Here is a 14,229-nt window from a genome sequence, read left to right as displayed (position 1 = left end):
CGGCCCGTCTTCAGGATCCGTCCCGGCGCTCGGGCGGCAGCACCGGTTCCAGGTGGAAGAGTCCGGCCACCACCTCGGTGGCGCCGGGGGCGGGTACGCTGCGCCCGGCCACCGCGCGCAGCACATCGGTGGCGGTGACCAGCCCCTCCAGGCCGCCGGACGCCCCGATGACCGGCACCACGTCCATCCCGCAGTCGAGCATGGCCCCGGCGACCGCGGCCAGGCTGGTCTCGGGGGACGCGTGCGGGCACCGGCGGCCGGCCACCAGCCGGCCGACCGCGCCGGCGGACTGCTCGGCGGGCCCGCCGGACCAATGCTCGGCGATCTCCTCGCGCCGGATCACCCCGAGGACCCGGCAGGCGGCGTCGACCACGGGCAGGTGGTGCACGCCGCCGCGCCGCATCAGCTCCCAGGCCATCAGCGGGGACTCCTCGGGACCGACGGTGACGATCACCCGGCTCATCACGTCGGCCGCGGTCAGGGTCTCGGTGTCCATGGCCCCTCCTCGGTGCCCGGCGTGGCGGTGCCGGAGCCGTCCTGCCCTTCCATCCCACTACCGCCGGCCGGGCGCCGCACGAGCCGAACGTCACCGGGCGGCGGGACCTCCGCCCCGGCGCGTACCGGGCGGGAAGGACTTTGGTCCCGGCGACCAGGGACGACCGCGGGTGGACGCCCCGGGGGGACCGGCGCAGGATCGGAAGGCGGGCCCACCGGGCCCGGATCGCCGAGGGGGAGATGCCATGAAGGCCAAGGTCGGGGACCGGCTGGTCCTGGAGAGCGCGCAGCTCGGCAAGCCGCGCCGCATCGGGATCATCGTCGGCCTGCACCACGCGGACGGCTCGCCGCCCTACGACGTGCGCTGGCTGGACCAGGAACACCCGACCATGGTGTTCCCCGGTCCGGACGCCCGCGTCGAGCACCACCAGGACGTACCGGCCAAGAGCTCCTGAAACCGGGCAGCGCCCGGGCCGGGTGGTGGAGCCGCCCGCCGGCGACCGCCGGCCGCCCGGGAACAGGTGCCTTCCCATGCCCACCGGCCGGGAACGGCCCGCCGGTGGGTGTACGCGTGAGCAGGAAGGTCCAGCGGCCGGGCTTGGCCGGTCAGGCGCCGGCACGGCCGGCGTGGACCGCCGGCGCAGCCGCCGGTGAACGGTCCGCCGGATGTGGCCGGTCAGGCGCGCATGAGCAGGTCGTCCAGCGGCCGGTCGCCGTGCAGGCGCCCGATGGCGTCGGCGAGCAGCGGCGCGATGGACAGCACCTCGGCCGGCGGCGGGCCGCCGATCGGCGCGGCGCCTGACGATGTGATGCCTGACGACGCGACATCCATCTGGGCGACGCTGTCGGTGACCAGCAGGCCGCCGAGCGCGCATCCCGCCAGCCGGCCGGCGGCCGGTCCGGCGAACACGCCGTGCACGGCGGCCACCACGACGCCGGGCCGAGCACCGTAGGAGCGGAGCACGTTGACCGCCGCCTCGATGGTGCCGCCGGTGCTGATCATGTCGTCCACCATGACGGCCGGGCGGTCGCGCACATCGCCCACGAGTTCCTCGGCGACGACGCTGGTGCCGGTCAGCCTGGTCTTGCGTACCACGGCCACCGGCCGGCCGAGCGAGGTGGCGTAGTGCTCGGCGAGCTTGACCGCGCCGAGGTCGGGGGCCACGACCACCGCGTCGCCGGGCAGCCGCTCGCCGAGCGCGGCGGCCAGCACCGGGACCGCGGTGATCATCTCGGTCGGCACCGGGCACGCCGCCTCCAGGCCGGGCGTGTGCGGATCCACCACGACCAGCCGCTGCGCACCGGCCCCGGCCAGCGCGCCGGCGACCACCTGAGAGCCGATCGCCTCCCCCGGCCGGGTACGGCGGTCCTGCCGCGCGTACCCGAAGTAGGGGACGACGGCGGTGATCCGCCCGGCGCCGGCCCGCCGGCAGGCGTCCAGCAGGAGCAGCAGTTCGACGACGTGCTCGTTCACCGGCGGCCCGGTGGACTGCAGGACGTAGACGTCCGCGCCGCGCACCCCGCCGACGGCGGGCCGCAACTCGCCGTCGGGAAACCGCCGCACCGCCGGCTCGGCGGGGCCGGCGCCGAGCGCCGCGGCGACCCGGCCGGCCAGGGCGCGGGCCGCGGTCCCGGCGACGATCCGCAGGGTCATCCCCGCGCCGCCGGGACGGTGCCGGCCGCCGGCCCGGTCACGGGCTCGCGCAGATCATCTCCACGAAGTGCCCGACCCGCTCCTCCGGCAGGCTCCGGGCCAGGTCCGCCTCGCTGATCATGCCGACCAGCCGGCGGTTCTCCAGCACCGGCATCCGGCGGACGCGGTGGCCCTCCATCATCCGCAGCACCTCGTCGATCTCGACGTCCGCCTCCACGGTGACCGGCGTGCCCTGCGCCAGCTGCCCGGCGGTCGTCCGCCGCGGGTCGCCGCCCTCGGCGATGCACTTGCAGACGATGTCCCGGTCGGTGATGATGCCGTGCAGCCGGTCGTCCTCGCCGCACACCGGCAACGCCCCGACGTCCAGCTCGCGCATCATCCGCGCGGCCCGGTCCAGGGTCTCGTGTTCTCCGACGCACTTGACGCCGGGGTGCATGATGTCCCGTGCACTGGTCACGATCGGACTCCCCTCCCCCGAACGGTCTCGGTTCCTTCACCGTGCGCACGGCGCCGGCGGGCCAGGTAGGGCCGAAGGTCCTCACCCTGGCCGATCACCCGGCCGGGGGAGGTGGCGAACGGCCGGGCGGGCAGGGCCGGAAGTCCCTGGGCCGGGCGGCCCCCGCCGCCGGAGGGTGGGCAGTGCGAGCACTCTTGGCGGAGGTGAGCGACCATGCACCCGGACTCCGGTGTCTCGGCCGAGGAACTGCATCCGATGGAGAGCGAGATGGCGATGCTCAAGGCCCGCGTCGACCGCCTGGAACAGCAGGTGCGCACGCTCGCCGAGGCGACCGCCGTGCTGGCCCGTGGCCTTGAGTCCGGGCCGCTGGAGGAGGCGGGCGCGGCGCACTCGGCGCAGGCCGCGCGGCTGGCGCACGAGCTGCTGCTGGCCGCCGACCTGGTCCGGCCCCAGCGTGACCGAGGCTGACGCGGCGGCCGTGCCCTACGCGGGACTCGCCGAGACGCACAGCGCGGTCGTGGTGTTCCTCGGCGATCACGCCTACAAGGTCAAGAAACCGGTGGACCTGGGCTTCCTCGACTTCACCACCCGGGAGGCCCGGCGGGCGAACTGCCTGCGCGAGGTGGAGCTGAACCGGCGGCTGGCCCCGGACGTGTACGAGGGGGTGGCCGACGTGCTCGGCCCGGACGGCGAGGTCCGCGACCATCTGGTGGTCATGCGGCGGATGCCCGCCGCGCGGCGGCTGGCGACGCTGGTGCGGGCCGGCCGGCCGGTGGGCGACGACCTGCGGCGGGTGGCCCGGATGCTGGCGGGCCTGCACGCCCGGTCCGCGCACCGGCCGGAGATCGACCGGGAGGGCACCCGGGCCGCGCTGCGTGCCCGCTGGACGGCGGGCTTCGCGCAGCTGCGCGGCCTGCCGGCCGGCCCGCTGGACGCCGCGGCGACCGGCGAGACCGAGCGGCTGGCACTGGGCTTCCTGGCCGGCCGCGAGCCGCTGTTCGCCGCCCGGATCGCCGAGGGCCGGGTGGTGGACGGGCACGGCGACCTGCTGGCCGCCGACGTCTTCTGCCTGCCGGACGGGCCGCGGGTGCTGGACTGCCTGGAGTTCGACGACCGGCTGCGCTACCTGGACGGCCTGGACGACGCCGCGTTCCTCGCCATGGACCTGGAACGGCTGGGCGCCGCCGATCTCGCCGCGGCGTTCCTCGGCTGGTACACCGAGTTCTCCGGCGACCCGGCGCCGCCGTCGCTGTGGCACCACTACGTGGCCTACCGGGCCTTCGTCCGGGCCAAGGTGGCCTGCCTGCGGCACGCGCAGGGTGATCCGGCGGCGGCCGGCAAGGCCCGCGACCTGGCCGGCCTGGCCCTGGGACACCTGCGGGCCGGGACCGTCGCCCTCGTCCTGGTCGGCGGGCTGCCGGGCACCGGGAAGTCGACGCTCGCCGGGGCGCTGGCCGACCGGCTCGGGTACACCGTGCTGCGCAGCGACCGGGTCCGCAAGGAGCTCGCCGGCCGGCCGGCCGAGCAGCGGGCCGCGGCGCCGTTCGGCGCGGGGCTGTACCGGCCGGAGTGGACCGGCCGCACCTACGCCGAGCTGCTGTCCCGGGCCCGGCGGCTGCTCGGCCGGGGCGAGTCGGTGGTGATCGACGCGTCGTGGACCGGCGCGGAGCACCGGGCCGCCGCCGCCCGGCTGGCCGCGGAGACCGCGAGCGAGCTGGTGGCGCTGCGCTGCGCCGTCCCGGCGCCGGTGGCCGCCGGCCGGCTGGCCAGCCGCGCCGGCGGCATCTCCGACGCCGACCGCGAGGTGGCGGCCGCGATGGCGGACCGGGCCGACCCCTGGCCGGAGGCGGTGGAGATCGATACCGCCGGCCCGGCCGATGATTCGGCCGAGCAGGCGCTGGCCGCCGTGCACGCCATGCTGCCCGCCCCGGCGCGCCGCTTCCGCCGCCCCCGGCTGGAGCCGGGCTGACCGCCGGCCGCCGGGGTAGACCGGCATTATGACGACGGTGCGAGGTGAGCGGGTCGACCACCCGGTGATGTACCAGCGGTGGTCGGCGATGACGTTCCTGCACTTCCGGTACCCGCCGGAGGCCGTCCAGGCGTTCCTTCCGGACGGCCTGGTCACCGATACCTTCGACGGGCACGCCTACGTCGGTCTCACCCTGTTCCTGATGGAAGGGGTGCGCGCCCCGGGCGTGCCGGCGCTGCCGTGGCTGTCCAGCTTTCCCGAGACGAACGTGCGCACCTACGTGCGGGACGGGCGCGGCCGGGACGGGTTGTGGTTCTTCTCGCTGGACGCCGCCCGGCTGCCCGCCGTGGCGGCCGGGCGGGCCGGCTACCGGCTGCCCTACCACTGGTCGCGGATGGCGGTCACCGCCGCCGAAGACCGGGTCCGCTACCGGAGCCGGCGGCGGTGGCCGGGCCCGGCGGGCGCGCGCTGCGACGCCGACGTCGAGCTGGGCGCGCCGCTGGCGCCCGCCGAGCGGGACGGGTTCGCGGTCTTCCTGGTGGAGCGGTATCGATTGTTCACCCTGGCCGCCGGGCGCCTGGCCACCGCCGAGGTGGCGCACCCGCCCTGGCCGCTGCGGCACGCCCGGGTCACCCGGCTGGAGCAGGACCTGCTGGCCGCCGCGGGGCTGCCCGCGCCGGGCCACCCGCCGGTCGCGCACGCCTCGGCCGGAGTGGCGGTCCGGATCGGCTGGTGGCACCCGGTCTGAGGCCGCACGGCCGCACGGCCGCCTCAGCCGCCGGTGAGGCGGCCGTGCAGCAGCAGGGCCCAGGCGAGGCAGCCGAAGGCGGCGATGTTCAGCGCGGTCCGCACGGTGTTCCAGCGCACCCAGGGCCGCTCGAACTCGGCCCGCACCGCGGCCAGGTCGGCGATCGTGTCCGGGTCGCCGGCCCGGTCCAGCCGCTCGTTGCGCGGCACGTTGGCGGCGATGGTCACCGCGACCATCGCCACGTTCAGCACCAGGCCGGCCACCGCCCACGGCAGCACCGGCCGCCACGGCGCGCCTAGATGGGAGATCACCGCCACCAGGCTGAACAGCGGCGCCCCGGCGAAGCAGGCGGCGAACCAGGCGTTGAGGATCACCCGGTTGATGTGCTGCATCACGGTGACGAAGGCGTGGTCGCCGGTGCGGCGCAGTGCGGGCATGATCGCGTAGAAGAAGGCGTGGAACAGCCCGGCGGACAGGCCGGTGGCCAGCACCGCGGCGAGCAGCGAGATCTCGGGCACGGCGTCCGGCATGTCCTCTCCCCGGGGGTAGGGCCGGGCGGGCCGCCCGGCGCGTCTATCCAACCGGTAACGGCCCGGTCCGCGCCACGCTTCGGGCGGCCCGATTCCCCTGATTCGGCGATGCCGCCTCCCGTTCCGGACGGCGCGTTCCGGACGGCGGGTCACCACCGTCGAGCCGCCGCGGGCCCCGGTGCCGCGGCCGGCCCGGCCGGACTACCGGGTGCCGCCGCAGGACCTGCGTATCTCGCCAGGCCGGATCCCGGCCGGGATGGCGAGCGGCTTCGTGGTGACCGGGCCGGCGAGCGGCCGCCGCCGCCGGGTCCCCGGGGGCGCGCGGGCCGGCCGCCGCCCCTGTAGGCGGCCGGCCCGCGCGGCGGCCCGGCACCGGGTGGAGCCGGGCCGCCGGATGAACGCCGTACTGCCGGGCGGGCGGGGTGCTCATGACATGGGCCAAGAAGGTGAACCCCGCCGGCCGCCCGCCGGCCGCCCGCCGGGCCGGTGACCGACCTGGCCGCCGGCCGCCGGCCCGGCCGGTCGCGGACCCTGGCCACCGGCCTGGGGAGGTCAGCCGCCATGGTGGAACTCCGCCCGTGACGGCAGGTCGGCGCTGGAGGCCCCCACCTCCACGCCGTACCGGCCGGGTTCCACGGCCCAGGCCCCGGCGCCGGTGTCCCAGTGCGCGAAGGCGCGCCGGGGCAGTTCCACCCGGACGGTGACCTCCTCGCCCGGTCCGGCGTGCACCGTGCCGAAGCCGGCCAGCCAGCGCACCGGACGGTCGACCGAGCCGCCGGCCCGGTCGAGGTACACCTGGACCACCTGCCGGCCCGGCCGATCACCGGTGTTGCGCACCGGCACGCTCACCACCGCCCCTCCGCCCGGCGCGGCGGCCGCCGCGGCGGCGCCGAACGCCCAGGTGGTGTACCCCAGGCCGTGGCCGAACGGGTAGCGGCCGGTCCGGCCGTCCCGGTATCCCACCCGCAGCCCCTCGGCGTAGCGCAGCACCCCGTCCACCGGCACGGTGCCGGCCAGGCCTTGCTCGCCGGCCGGCCAGGTCATGGGCAGCCGGCCGCCCGGTTCGGCCCGGCCGGTCAGCACGTCGCCGAGCGCGTGGCCGAACTCCTGCCCGGGGAACCAGGTGAGCAGCACCGCGGCCACCTTCTCCGCCCAGGGCAGCAGCACCGGGGCGCCGGCGTTGACGACGGCGACGGTGCGCGGGTTGGCCGCCGCGACCCGCGCGACCAGCTCGTCCTGCCGGCCGGGCAGCGCCAGGGTGTCGCGGTCGAGCCCCTCGCACTCCAGTTCCTCGGTGGTGCCGACCACGACGACGGCCAGCTCGGCCGCCCGGGCCGCGGCGACCGCCCGCTCGATGGCCGCGTCATCGCCGTCGTCGGGGGTGGCCAGGTTCAACCCGAACACCGTGCCGGGGCCGCCGGCCGCCACGTCGTGCCGCAGCCGGACCTCCATCCGCTCGCCGGCGCCGAGGTGGACCCGGTGCCCGTGCTGCGGCGGGACCATCACCGCGCGGAGCATGTCGGTGCCCGGCGGGACCGCCAGCACGGTGTCGGCCACCTCGGCGCCGTTCACCGCCAGCCGGTAGCGGCCGAGGCCGGAGAAGCCCACCGTGTAGGTGCCGGCCGGCCCGGCCTGGACGAGCGTGGTGACCTCCACCGCGGCGACCTCCCGGTCCCGCGGGGTGCCGTAGTGGTTCAGCCAGGTGAACAGGCCGGTGTCCCGGTCCTCGGCGCCGAGCGCCGCGCCGGTGGCGGACAGGAAGCGGACGGTCGCCCCCGGCGCGCCGTCCGGGCGCCGCAGGTGCGGCGGGCCGGCCACCGGCAGCCGGTCCGACACCCGGACGCCGGCCTCGTGCACGATCTCCGCCCCGGGCAACGCGGCGCGCAGCCCGTCCAGCGGCGAGACGGTGTAGTGCGGGAAGACGGTGGCCGAGCCGCCGCCCAGCGCGCGCGGCGCCGCGGCGTGGGCGCCGAGCAGCGCCACCCGGCGCAGCGAGCCGGCCGGCAGCGGAAGCAGGCCGTCGTTGGCGGCCAGCACGAACGAGGCCGCCGCGGCCGCGCGCAGCGTCGCCGCCACCCGGGCCGGGCCGGGCACCGGGGGTGCGGGCGGCGCGGGGTGGCCGGCCAGCGCCCCGACCCGGGCGGCCAGCCGCAGCAGCCGGCGCACCTTGTCGTCCACCACGGCCTCGTGGATCGCGCCGGCCCGTACCGCCGCGGCCAGCGCCTCCCCCCACGGGCCGTGCGGTCCGGGCATCGCCAGGTCGAGGCCGGCCGCGGCGGTGGCCTCGGTGCTGCGGGTGGCGAACCAGTCCGACATGGTCAGCCCGTCGAAGCCCCACTCCCGCTGGAGCACCTCGCGCAGCAGCGGGCTCTCGGTCATCGGGTCGCCGTTGACCGAGTTGTAGGACGCCATCACCGCCCAGGCGCCCGCCTCCCGGACGATGACCTCGAAGGGCAGCAGGTAGACCTCGCGCAGCGTCCGCTCGTCGATGCGCGCGTCGTAGCCCATCCGGCCGGTCTCGGAGTCGTTGCCCACGAAGTGCTTGACGGTCGCCGCGACGCCGCCGGACTGCACGCCGCGGACCAGGGCGGCGCCCATCCGGGCGGTGAGCAGCGGGTCCTCGCTGAAGCACTCGAAGTGCCGCCCGCTGTAAGGGGAGCGCTGGATGTTCACCGCGGGCGCGAGCAGCACGTCCACGCCCTTGCGCCGCGCCTCGGCGGCCAGCAGCAGGCCGATCTCGGCGAGCCGCCCCTCGTCCCAGGTGGCGGCGAGCGCGGTCGGCGAGGGCACGTTGATCGACGGGTCGCGGTCGTCCCACCGCTCGCCGCGCACGCCGGCCGGGCCGTCCGACACCACCATCGGCCGCAGGCCGGCGGCCGGCTCGCCGTGCAGCCGCCACAGGTCGGCGCCGGTGAGCAGCCGGACCTTGCGGTCCAGGTCCAGCCGGGCCACCGGGTCGTCGATCGGCCGGGCGGCCGGCGCCTGCCGGTCGGCGGGCGCCGCCGCGCCGTCCCTGATCACCGCACCCCCCGCACCGGGGCGATGGCGGCCGAGCCGAGCATGGCGAGCAGCCCGGCCACCAGGAACAGGACGGGGTAGCTGCCGCCGGCGGCGGCCAGGATCACCGGGGCGATCGCCGGCGCCAGCGACTGCGGGAGCGCGGTGGCGATGTTGAGGACCCCCATGTTCCGGGCGGCGCCGGTCTCCCGGTCGGGCAGCACGTCGGCCACCAGGGCCAGGTCCACCGCCAGGTAGACGCCCTGGCCGAGCCCGGTGATCGCGGCGCCGGCCAGGAAGACGCCGAACGACGGCGCCGCGGCGATGACCAGCAGCCCGGCGCCGTACACCAGGGCCGAGACCAGCACAAAGATCTTGCGCCGCCCGGTGAGGTCGGAGACCCGGCCGGCGACCAGGCCGGCCAGGATGACCGCGGCGGACGTCACCAGGGTGGACCAGAAGATCAGCCGGGGCACCTCGGCGATGGACCGGCCGAGGTGGTCGACCAGGTAGAACGCCTGGAAGGTGGCCAGCAGGGCGATGCCCATGAACAGCAGGAACCGGCTCACCCAGGCCCAGGTGAAGTCCGGGTGCCGCCAGGGGCCCGACCAGGGCCGGCGGGCCGGGCGGCGCGGGCCGCCGGGGCGGGCGGGCGCCGGCCGGCGTTCCCGCAACACCGCGGCGAACACCACCGCGCCGGCGACGGCGAGCGCGGCGGGCGCCAGGAACATCCACGCGGTGGACCCGGCGGTCGCCTGGACCAGGAAGGTGCCGCAGACCAGCGCGACCGGCACCGTCACGCCCACCGCGCCGGAGACCGTGCCGCGCTGCCGGGCGGGCACCCGGTCGGCCAGCACCGCGGTGAGCGCGGCCAGCATGGCGTTGAAGCCGAGCTGGGCCAGGCACCAGCCGGCCAGCAGGCCGCCGACGCCCGGCGCGACCGCCACCACCGCCAGCCCGGCGGCGCCGGCCAGCGCGCCGGCCAGGACCCACGGGCGGCGCCGGCCGAACCGGGAGGTGGTGCGGTCGCTGAGCGCGCCGAAGACCGGGTTTGTGACCAGGGCGAGCACCGCGCCGGTGCCGAGGACCAGGCCCTGGGTGGCGGCGGCGTCCGGGCCGGCCAGCTGCTGGACGCGCACGGCCATGGTGACGACGATCGGGGTGAGCACCGCGATCCACAGGCCGGCGTGCGCGGCGGCGTAGGCGGCCACGAAGCCGGGGCCCACCGGGGGCGGCTCCCCGGCCGGGCCGCCGGCGGCGCGGGCCTCGTCCGGGGTGGAAAGCGTGTCGGTCATCGGGCTCCTCGGCTGCCGGACCACTAGCACGTGCTAGTACTAGCACGTGCTAGTAAGGTAACGGCGAGTACGAGCAACAGCAAGAGGAGCACCGAGATCACGTGTGCGGCAGACCACGGCGCGTGACGGCCACCGACGTCGCCAAGGCGACCGGCGTATCCCGCGCCACCGTCGGGTTCGTCCTGAACAACACCCCCGGCCAGAGCATCACCGCGGCGACCCGGGCCAAGGTGCTCGCCGCCGCCGAACGCCTCGGCTACACCCCCTACGCCCCGGCCCGCGCGCTGCGCAGCGGGCGCACCAGCATCGTGGTGATGCTGCTCTCCCAGTTGCCCGGCGGCCCGGTGGTCAACGCCGTCACCGAGCACCTCACCGCCCTGCTGGCCGAGGACGGCCTCACCCTCCTGGTGCACATGCACCCCGGGCGCGACGAACCGGTCTCCGCGCTGTGGGGGGTGGTCACCCCGGCCGCGGTGATCGCCTTCGACCGGGCCTGGGACGAGGAGCTGGCGCCGCTGCGCCGGGCCGGCATCCCGGTGGTCACCCCGTTCGTCGACCCGCCGGACGACCTGGACGGCGCCGTCCCGGTCATGATGCAGCGCATCGGGCGGCTCCAGGTCGACCACCTGGTGCTGGCCGGCCACACCCGGCTGGGCTTCGCGCTGCCCGACGACCCGCGGCTGGCGCCGATGGCCGGCGACCGGCTGGAAGGCGCCCGGTTCGCCTGCGCCGAGCTCGGCCTGGACCTCCCCCAGGTGGCCACCGTCCCGCTGGAGGTCGCCGCGGCCGCCGAGGCGGTGGCCGGCTGGCGGGCCGGGCCCGCCCCGGTCACCGCCGTCTGCGCCTACAACGACGAGGTGGCGATCGCCGTGCTGTCCGGCGCGCACCGCCTCGGCGTCGCGGTGCCCGGCGAGCTGGCGGTCATCGGGGTGGACGACGTCCCGCTGGCCGCCGCGGTCTCCCCGCCGCTGACCACCATCGCCACCCACCCGGCGACCCTCAGCCGCTACCTGTACGAAGCGCTGGCCGCCGCGCTGGCCGACGGACCGGTCCCGCACCGGCCGGCCACCGAGATGCTCGCCGTCACCGTCCGCGGCTCGGTGTGACCACCTGCGGCGGAGTCGTCCGCGCGCCCTGGCGGCCGGGACGCCCTGGCCGATCGGGCGCCCTGACCGCCGGGACGCGCCGTCCGATCACCGCCCGGCGCGCGGCAGCCGCCCGGAGGACGGGCACGACCCGGCCGCGACGGTAGGTTGGAGCGCTATGGAGGACCACACCCCGGCCGCCCGGCTCCGGCCGCACGCCACGCCGGCCGCCGCGCTGCTGGTCGCGGCCGTCCTGGCGACCGGCTGCGGCGGCGCGCCGGCCGCCGCGCCACCCTCGTCCGGCGGAGAGGGCGCCACCGGCACCACGGCCGCCACGTCCGCGCCGCCGTCGGCCACCCCGGCGGCGAGCACCACCGAGCAGGCCGGTCTTCCCGACCCGGAGGAGAAGATCCCGCAGGACCCGGCGAAGCTGGCCGCCGCGCTGAAGACCACCACCGCCCGGCTGTACCGGGCCATCGACGACTGGACCGGCGGCGACGGCGGCGCCAAGGGCCGCCCGCCGGAACCGGTGGTGCTGCTCGCCCTGTACCAGCAGCGCATCTACCGGCACGCCGCCTACCACCCCGAGCTCGCCCGCAAGGCGTTCGCCCGGCTGCCGGACCGGCTCGCCGCCGCGGCGAAGGACGACGTCACCGCCATCCGCGAGATCATCTCGCTGGCCCGCCCGGTCAAGAAGGGCGTCCCGTTCAAGACCCAGGAGCCGCCGCCCGCCGCCACCCTGCTCGGCCACTTCAAGAAGGCCGAGCGCCGGTTCGGCGTCGAGTGGGAGGTGCTGGCCGCGGTCATGTTCGACGAGACCAAGTTCGCCCGGGTGAAGTCCGCCAGCCACGCCGGCGCCCAGGGCCCCATGCAGTTCCTGCCCGCCACCTGGAAGGCCTACGGCCTCGGCGGTGACATCCACGACCCGGGCGACGCGGTGATGGGGGCCGCGAACTACCTGCGCGCCTCCGGCGCCCCGCGCGACTACCGGCGGGCGCTGCACGCCTACAACCCCTCCGACGCCTATGTGAACGCCATCCTGGCGCACGCCCGGCAGATCAAGCGGGACGTGCGCAACTACTACGCCTACTACAACTGGCAGGTCTTCGTCCTCACCACCACCGGCGAGCGCCGCCTCACCGGCCCCTGACCCGGACGCCCCGGCCACCGGGGGTTCCGCTCCTCCCGCGCTCGGCCACCGCGGGGAGCCGGACCGCCGCCCCGGCGCGTCCGCTGGAGGCCGCCGGGCCGTAGCTGGCAGAGTTCCGGTCCGAGGCGAAGGGGAATGAGGTGGCCGGCACCGCACGGCTGGCCGGCGCGGCGCTGTGCGCGGCCGCGCTGACCGGCCACGCTTCGGCTCCGCTCGCCGGACCGGCGAGCGCGGGCCCGCCGGCGGACCGCCCGCCGGCCGCCGGCCACGACCGGGTACCGCCGCCCCGGGCCACGACGCGCGCCGCCCACCCCGGCGATTCCCATGCCGGCCGGCCGGCCGCGCCGGCCGGTGACGCCCCCCGCCACCGACCGGCATCCCCCGCCCCACCGCCCGGCCCCCGCGCCGCGCCGCCCGCCCTGTCGCGCTACTGGGTCACCCTCGGCGTGAACGGCGGCGGCCTGGAATGGCCGCCGGTCTACGTCACCTACCTGAACTGCGATCCGGCCGTTCCCCCGGTCGCCCCGCGCGCCGCCTGCGCGAAACTCGGCGCGGTGCGCGGCGACATCGGCCTGCTGCCGGTACCGGCGAACCTCGTCTGCCCCGAAGATTACGATCCGTCCCGGGCGTGGGTCATGGGCCGGTGGGGCGGCAGACCGGTCAGCGGAGAACGCGTGTTCGGCAACCCCTGCCGGATGTACGCGATCATGAAAGACATCGTGCCTGCCCGGGAACTCCCCCTCCCCCGGCCGGCGGGCGGCTGACCCCGCCCCGGGCGGCACGACGCCGCTCGAGATCACCATCTGCTCCCCCGGTGGCGGCCGCCCGGACCGCCCCGGCCGGCGTGGACCGGCTCAAGATCACGCTCTGTTCCCGGGCGGCCGGGCACCAGGCTCACCACCGCTCCCGGACGGCGGCCGCGCCGGCTCTGGCCCGCCACAGCGGATCACCTACGGCGGGTCACGGCCGGCCCCTGGCCGCGCCGGGTACCCGACCGGCCGGGGCGGCCCTTCAGCCGGGCGGGGCGGGGCGGGTGAACCAGACCTCGACCGAGACCTTGGCCTGCCGGCGCTCGGACCGGGTGCGCTCGAAGGCGTTGCTCAGCTTCACCCCGGCGGACGCCGACTCCGGCCCGGCGGCCAGCTCCAGCCGGGCCGCCGCGTCCAGCAGGAAGGTCAGGTCCCGGTCCAGCTCGCTGAGGAAATCCACCCGCCGCGACCAGCGGTCGATCCGGTTCCCCGGCGCGGCACGCAGGTCGATCAGCTCGCGCAGGTCCCCGGCGACCGCGCCGGACCGGCCCTCGACCGCCGCGCGCGCCTCGGCGATGTCCGGCTCGCCGCCCGGCCACTCGCCGGCCGTCTCCAGCAGGTACACCAGCTCCTGCCGGACGTCCCGGGTGAAGGTGGCCGACACATCCCGGGTGAGCCCGGCCCGCACCCGCCCGGCGTCCGGCCCGGCCGCGGCGTCCTGCCCCGTTCCGGCGTGGAAGGTGTTCTTGGTGGAGTCCTTGCCCAGGTGCGACCCGGACTCCAGCGAGGTGACCTTCACCGCGCCGAGCAGCCCGCAGACCCGCAGGAACAGGTCGCCGTTCGCCCGGGCCTCCTGCTGGAACGCCTCGGCCAGCGTCAGGAACCGCCCCGGGTCGGCCGGGTCGCGCAGGTAGGCGCCGCCGGCGCCGAGCCGGGCGCCGCGCAGGCCGGCAAACTCGTGCCACCGGCCGAGCAGCGGGACCGGGACGATCGTGACGTGCTCGTCGTCCAGCGACGAGCCCCGGTCGTCCATCGCCCGCACGTAGTCCTCGCGGGACACCACGATCAGCCGGTCGGCGAGCCGGCGGGGAACGCGCATG

General features: G+C 77.1%; 14 protein-coding genes. 7 read left to right on the top strand and 7 right to left on the bottom strand.

The genetic code is table 11. The features are described from left to right. Positions 1-10 precede the first annotated feature (10 nt). Positions 11-496: a CBS domain-containing protein gene (locus tag Sru01_RS08335; RefSeq protein WP_203983300.1), complete on the bottom strand. Its 486-nt coding sequence runs from the start codon at positions 494-496 to the stop codon at positions 11-13. Between the two features lie 244 nt (positions 497-740). On the opposite strand from Sru01_RS08335, the gene Sru01_RS08330 reads away from it, so the two are divergent. Then, complete coding sequence (locus Sru01_RS08330; RefSeq protein WP_203983299.1) at positions 741-950, top strand: DUF1918 domain-containing protein; 210 nt, start codon at positions 741-743, stop codon at positions 948-950. Positions 951-1,171: 221 nt separating this feature from the next. On the opposite strand, the gene Sru01_RS08325 is transcribed toward Sru01_RS08330, so the two are convergent. Further along, on the bottom strand, positions 1,172-2,149 hold the full coding sequence (locus Sru01_RS08325) for a ribose-phosphate diphosphokinase (RefSeq protein ID WP_203983298.1): 978 nt from the start codon (positions 2,147-2,149) through the stop codon (positions 1,172-1,174). A gap of 37 nt (positions 2,150-2,186) precedes the next feature. Beyond that, positions 2,187-2,606: a CBS domain-containing protein gene (locus Sru01_RS08320; protein WP_203983297.1), complete on the bottom strand. Its 420-nt coding sequence runs from the start codon at positions 2,604-2,606 to the stop codon at positions 2,187-2,189. Positions 2,607-2,819: 213 nt separating this feature from the next. On the opposite strand from Sru01_RS08320, the gene Sru01_RS35420 reads away from it, so the two are divergent. From Sru01_RS35420 to Sru01_RS08310, 3 genes are read left to right on the top strand one after another with little or no spacing between them, the layout of a single operon-like run. Further along, positions 2,820-3,074 carry a hypothetical protein gene (locus Sru01_RS35420; RefSeq protein WP_239137117.1) on the top strand — a complete coding sequence of 85 codons (255 nt, stop codon included), beginning with the start codon at positions 2,820-2,822 and terminating at the stop codon, positions 3,072-3,074. Continuing rightward, the gene (locus Sru01_RS08315) at positions 3,061-4,575 is read left to right on the top strand and encodes a bifunctional aminoglycoside phosphotransferase/ATP-binding protein (protein WP_239137115.1); all 1,515 of its coding nucleotides are present in this window, start codon (positions 3,061-3,063) and stop codon (positions 4,573-4,575) included. The genes Sru01_RS35420 and Sru01_RS08315 overlap by 14 nt, the downstream gene beginning before the upstream one ends. Before the next feature lie 28 nt (positions 4,576-4,603). Then, the gene (locus Sru01_RS08310) at positions 4,604-5,323 is read left to right on the top strand and encodes a YqjF family protein (protein WP_203983295.1); all 720 of its coding nucleotides are present in this window, start codon (positions 4,604-4,606) and stop codon (positions 5,321-5,323) included. Positions 5,324-5,346: 23 nt separating this feature from the next. Here Sru01_RS08310 and Sru01_RS08305 read toward each other — a convergent pair whose 3' ends face one another. The 3 genes from Sru01_RS08305 to Sru01_RS08295 form a co-directional block, all read right to left on the bottom strand. After that, complete coding sequence (locus Sru01_RS08305; RefSeq protein WP_203983294.1) at positions 5,347-5,853, bottom strand: anthrone oxygenase family protein; 507 nt, start codon at positions 5,851-5,853, stop codon at positions 5,347-5,349. Between the two features lie 552 nt (positions 5,854-6,405). Then, complete coding sequence (locus Sru01_RS08300) at positions 6,406-8,874, bottom strand: beta-glucosidase (protein WP_239137113.1); 2,469 nt, start codon at positions 8,872-8,874, stop codon at positions 6,406-6,408. Next, entirely contained in the window at positions 8,871-10,145 is a 1,275-nt protein-coding gene (locus Sru01_RS08295) for an MFS transporter (protein WP_203983293.1), read from the bottom strand. Before Sru01_RS08295 ends, Sru01_RS08300 begins: the two co-directional genes overlap by 4 nt. A gap of 122 nt (positions 10,146-10,267) precedes the next feature. Here Sru01_RS08295 and Sru01_RS08290 point away from each other — a divergent pair, with 122 nt between their 5' ends. The 3 genes from Sru01_RS08290 (at position 10,268) to Sru01_RS08280 (ending at position 13,144) form a co-directional block, all read left to right on the top strand. Continuing rightward, complete coding sequence (locus Sru01_RS08290; RefSeq protein WP_203983292.1) at positions 10,268-11,251, top strand: LacI family DNA-binding transcriptional regulator; 984 nt, start codon at positions 10,268-10,270, stop codon at positions 11,249-11,251. A gap of 157 nt (positions 11,252-11,408) precedes the next feature. Continuing rightward, positions 11,409-12,380, top strand: coding sequence for a lytic transglycosylase domain-containing protein (locus tag Sru01_RS08285; RefSeq protein ID WP_203983291.1), 972 nt, complete (start codon positions 11,409-11,411; stop codon positions 12,378-12,380). 140 nt (positions 12,381-12,520) lie between these two features. Further along, complete coding sequence (locus Sru01_RS08280) at positions 12,521-13,144, top strand: SSI family serine proteinase inhibitor (RefSeq protein ID WP_203983290.1); 624 nt, start codon at positions 12,521-12,523, stop codon at positions 13,142-13,144. Positions 13,145-13,391: 247 nt separating this feature from the next. Here Sru01_RS08280 and Sru01_RS08275 read toward each other — a convergent pair whose 3' ends face one another. Beyond that, the gene (locus Sru01_RS08275) at positions 13,392-14,228 is read right to left on the bottom strand and encodes a hypothetical protein (protein WP_203983289.1); all 837 of its coding nucleotides are present in this window, start codon (positions 14,226-14,228) and stop codon (positions 13,392-13,394) included. Position 14,229 lies beyond the last annotated feature (1 nt).

The sequence above is a fragment of the Sphaerisporangium rufum genome (genome assembly GCF_016863395.1).
Taxonomy (GTDB): Bacteria; Actinomycetota; Actinomycetes; order Streptosporangiales; family Streptosporangiaceae; genus Sphaerisporangium; species Sphaerisporangium rufum.
Note: the sequence above shows the minus strand (reverse complement) of the source record. Positions and strands in the feature narration are given on the sequence as shown.

Bases quoted from the DNA above. Each gene is read 5' to 3' on its own strand.
- Sru01_RS08335 (WP_203983300.1), bottom strand. From the start codon at position 496: ATGGACACCGAGACCCTGACCGCGGCCGACGTGATGAGCCGGGTGATC.
- Sru01_RS08330 (WP_203983299.1), top strand. From the start codon at position 741: ATGAAGGCCAAGGTCGGGGACCGGCTGGTCCTGGAGAGCGCGCAGCTC.
- Sru01_RS08325 (WP_203983298.1), bottom strand. From the start codon at position 2,149: ATGACCCTGCGGATCGTCGCCGGGACCGCGGCCCGCGCCCTGGCCGGC.
- Sru01_RS35420 (WP_239137117.1), top strand. From the start codon at position 2,820: ATGCACCCGGACTCCGGTGTCTCGGCCGAGGAACTGCATCCGATGGAG.
- Sru01_RS08310 (WP_203983295.1), top strand. From the start codon at position 4,604: ATGACGACGGTGCGAGGTGAGCGGGTCGACCACCCGGTGATGTACCAG.
- Sru01_RS08305 (WP_203983294.1), bottom strand. From the start codon at position 5,853: ATGCCGGACGCCGTGCCCGAGATCTCGCTGCTCGCCGCGGTGCTGGCC.
- Sru01_RS08295 (WP_203983293.1), bottom strand. From the start codon at position 10,145: ATGACCGACACGCTTTCCACCCCGGACGAGGCCCGCGCCGCCGGCGGC.
- Sru01_RS08285 (WP_203983291.1), top strand. From the start codon at position 11,409: ATGGAGGACCACACCCCGGCCGCCCGGCTCCGGCCGCACGCCACGCCG.
- Sru01_RS08275 (WP_203983289.1), bottom strand. From the start codon at position 14,228: ATGCGCGTTCCCCGCCGGCTCGCCGACCGGCTGATCGTGGTGTCCCGC.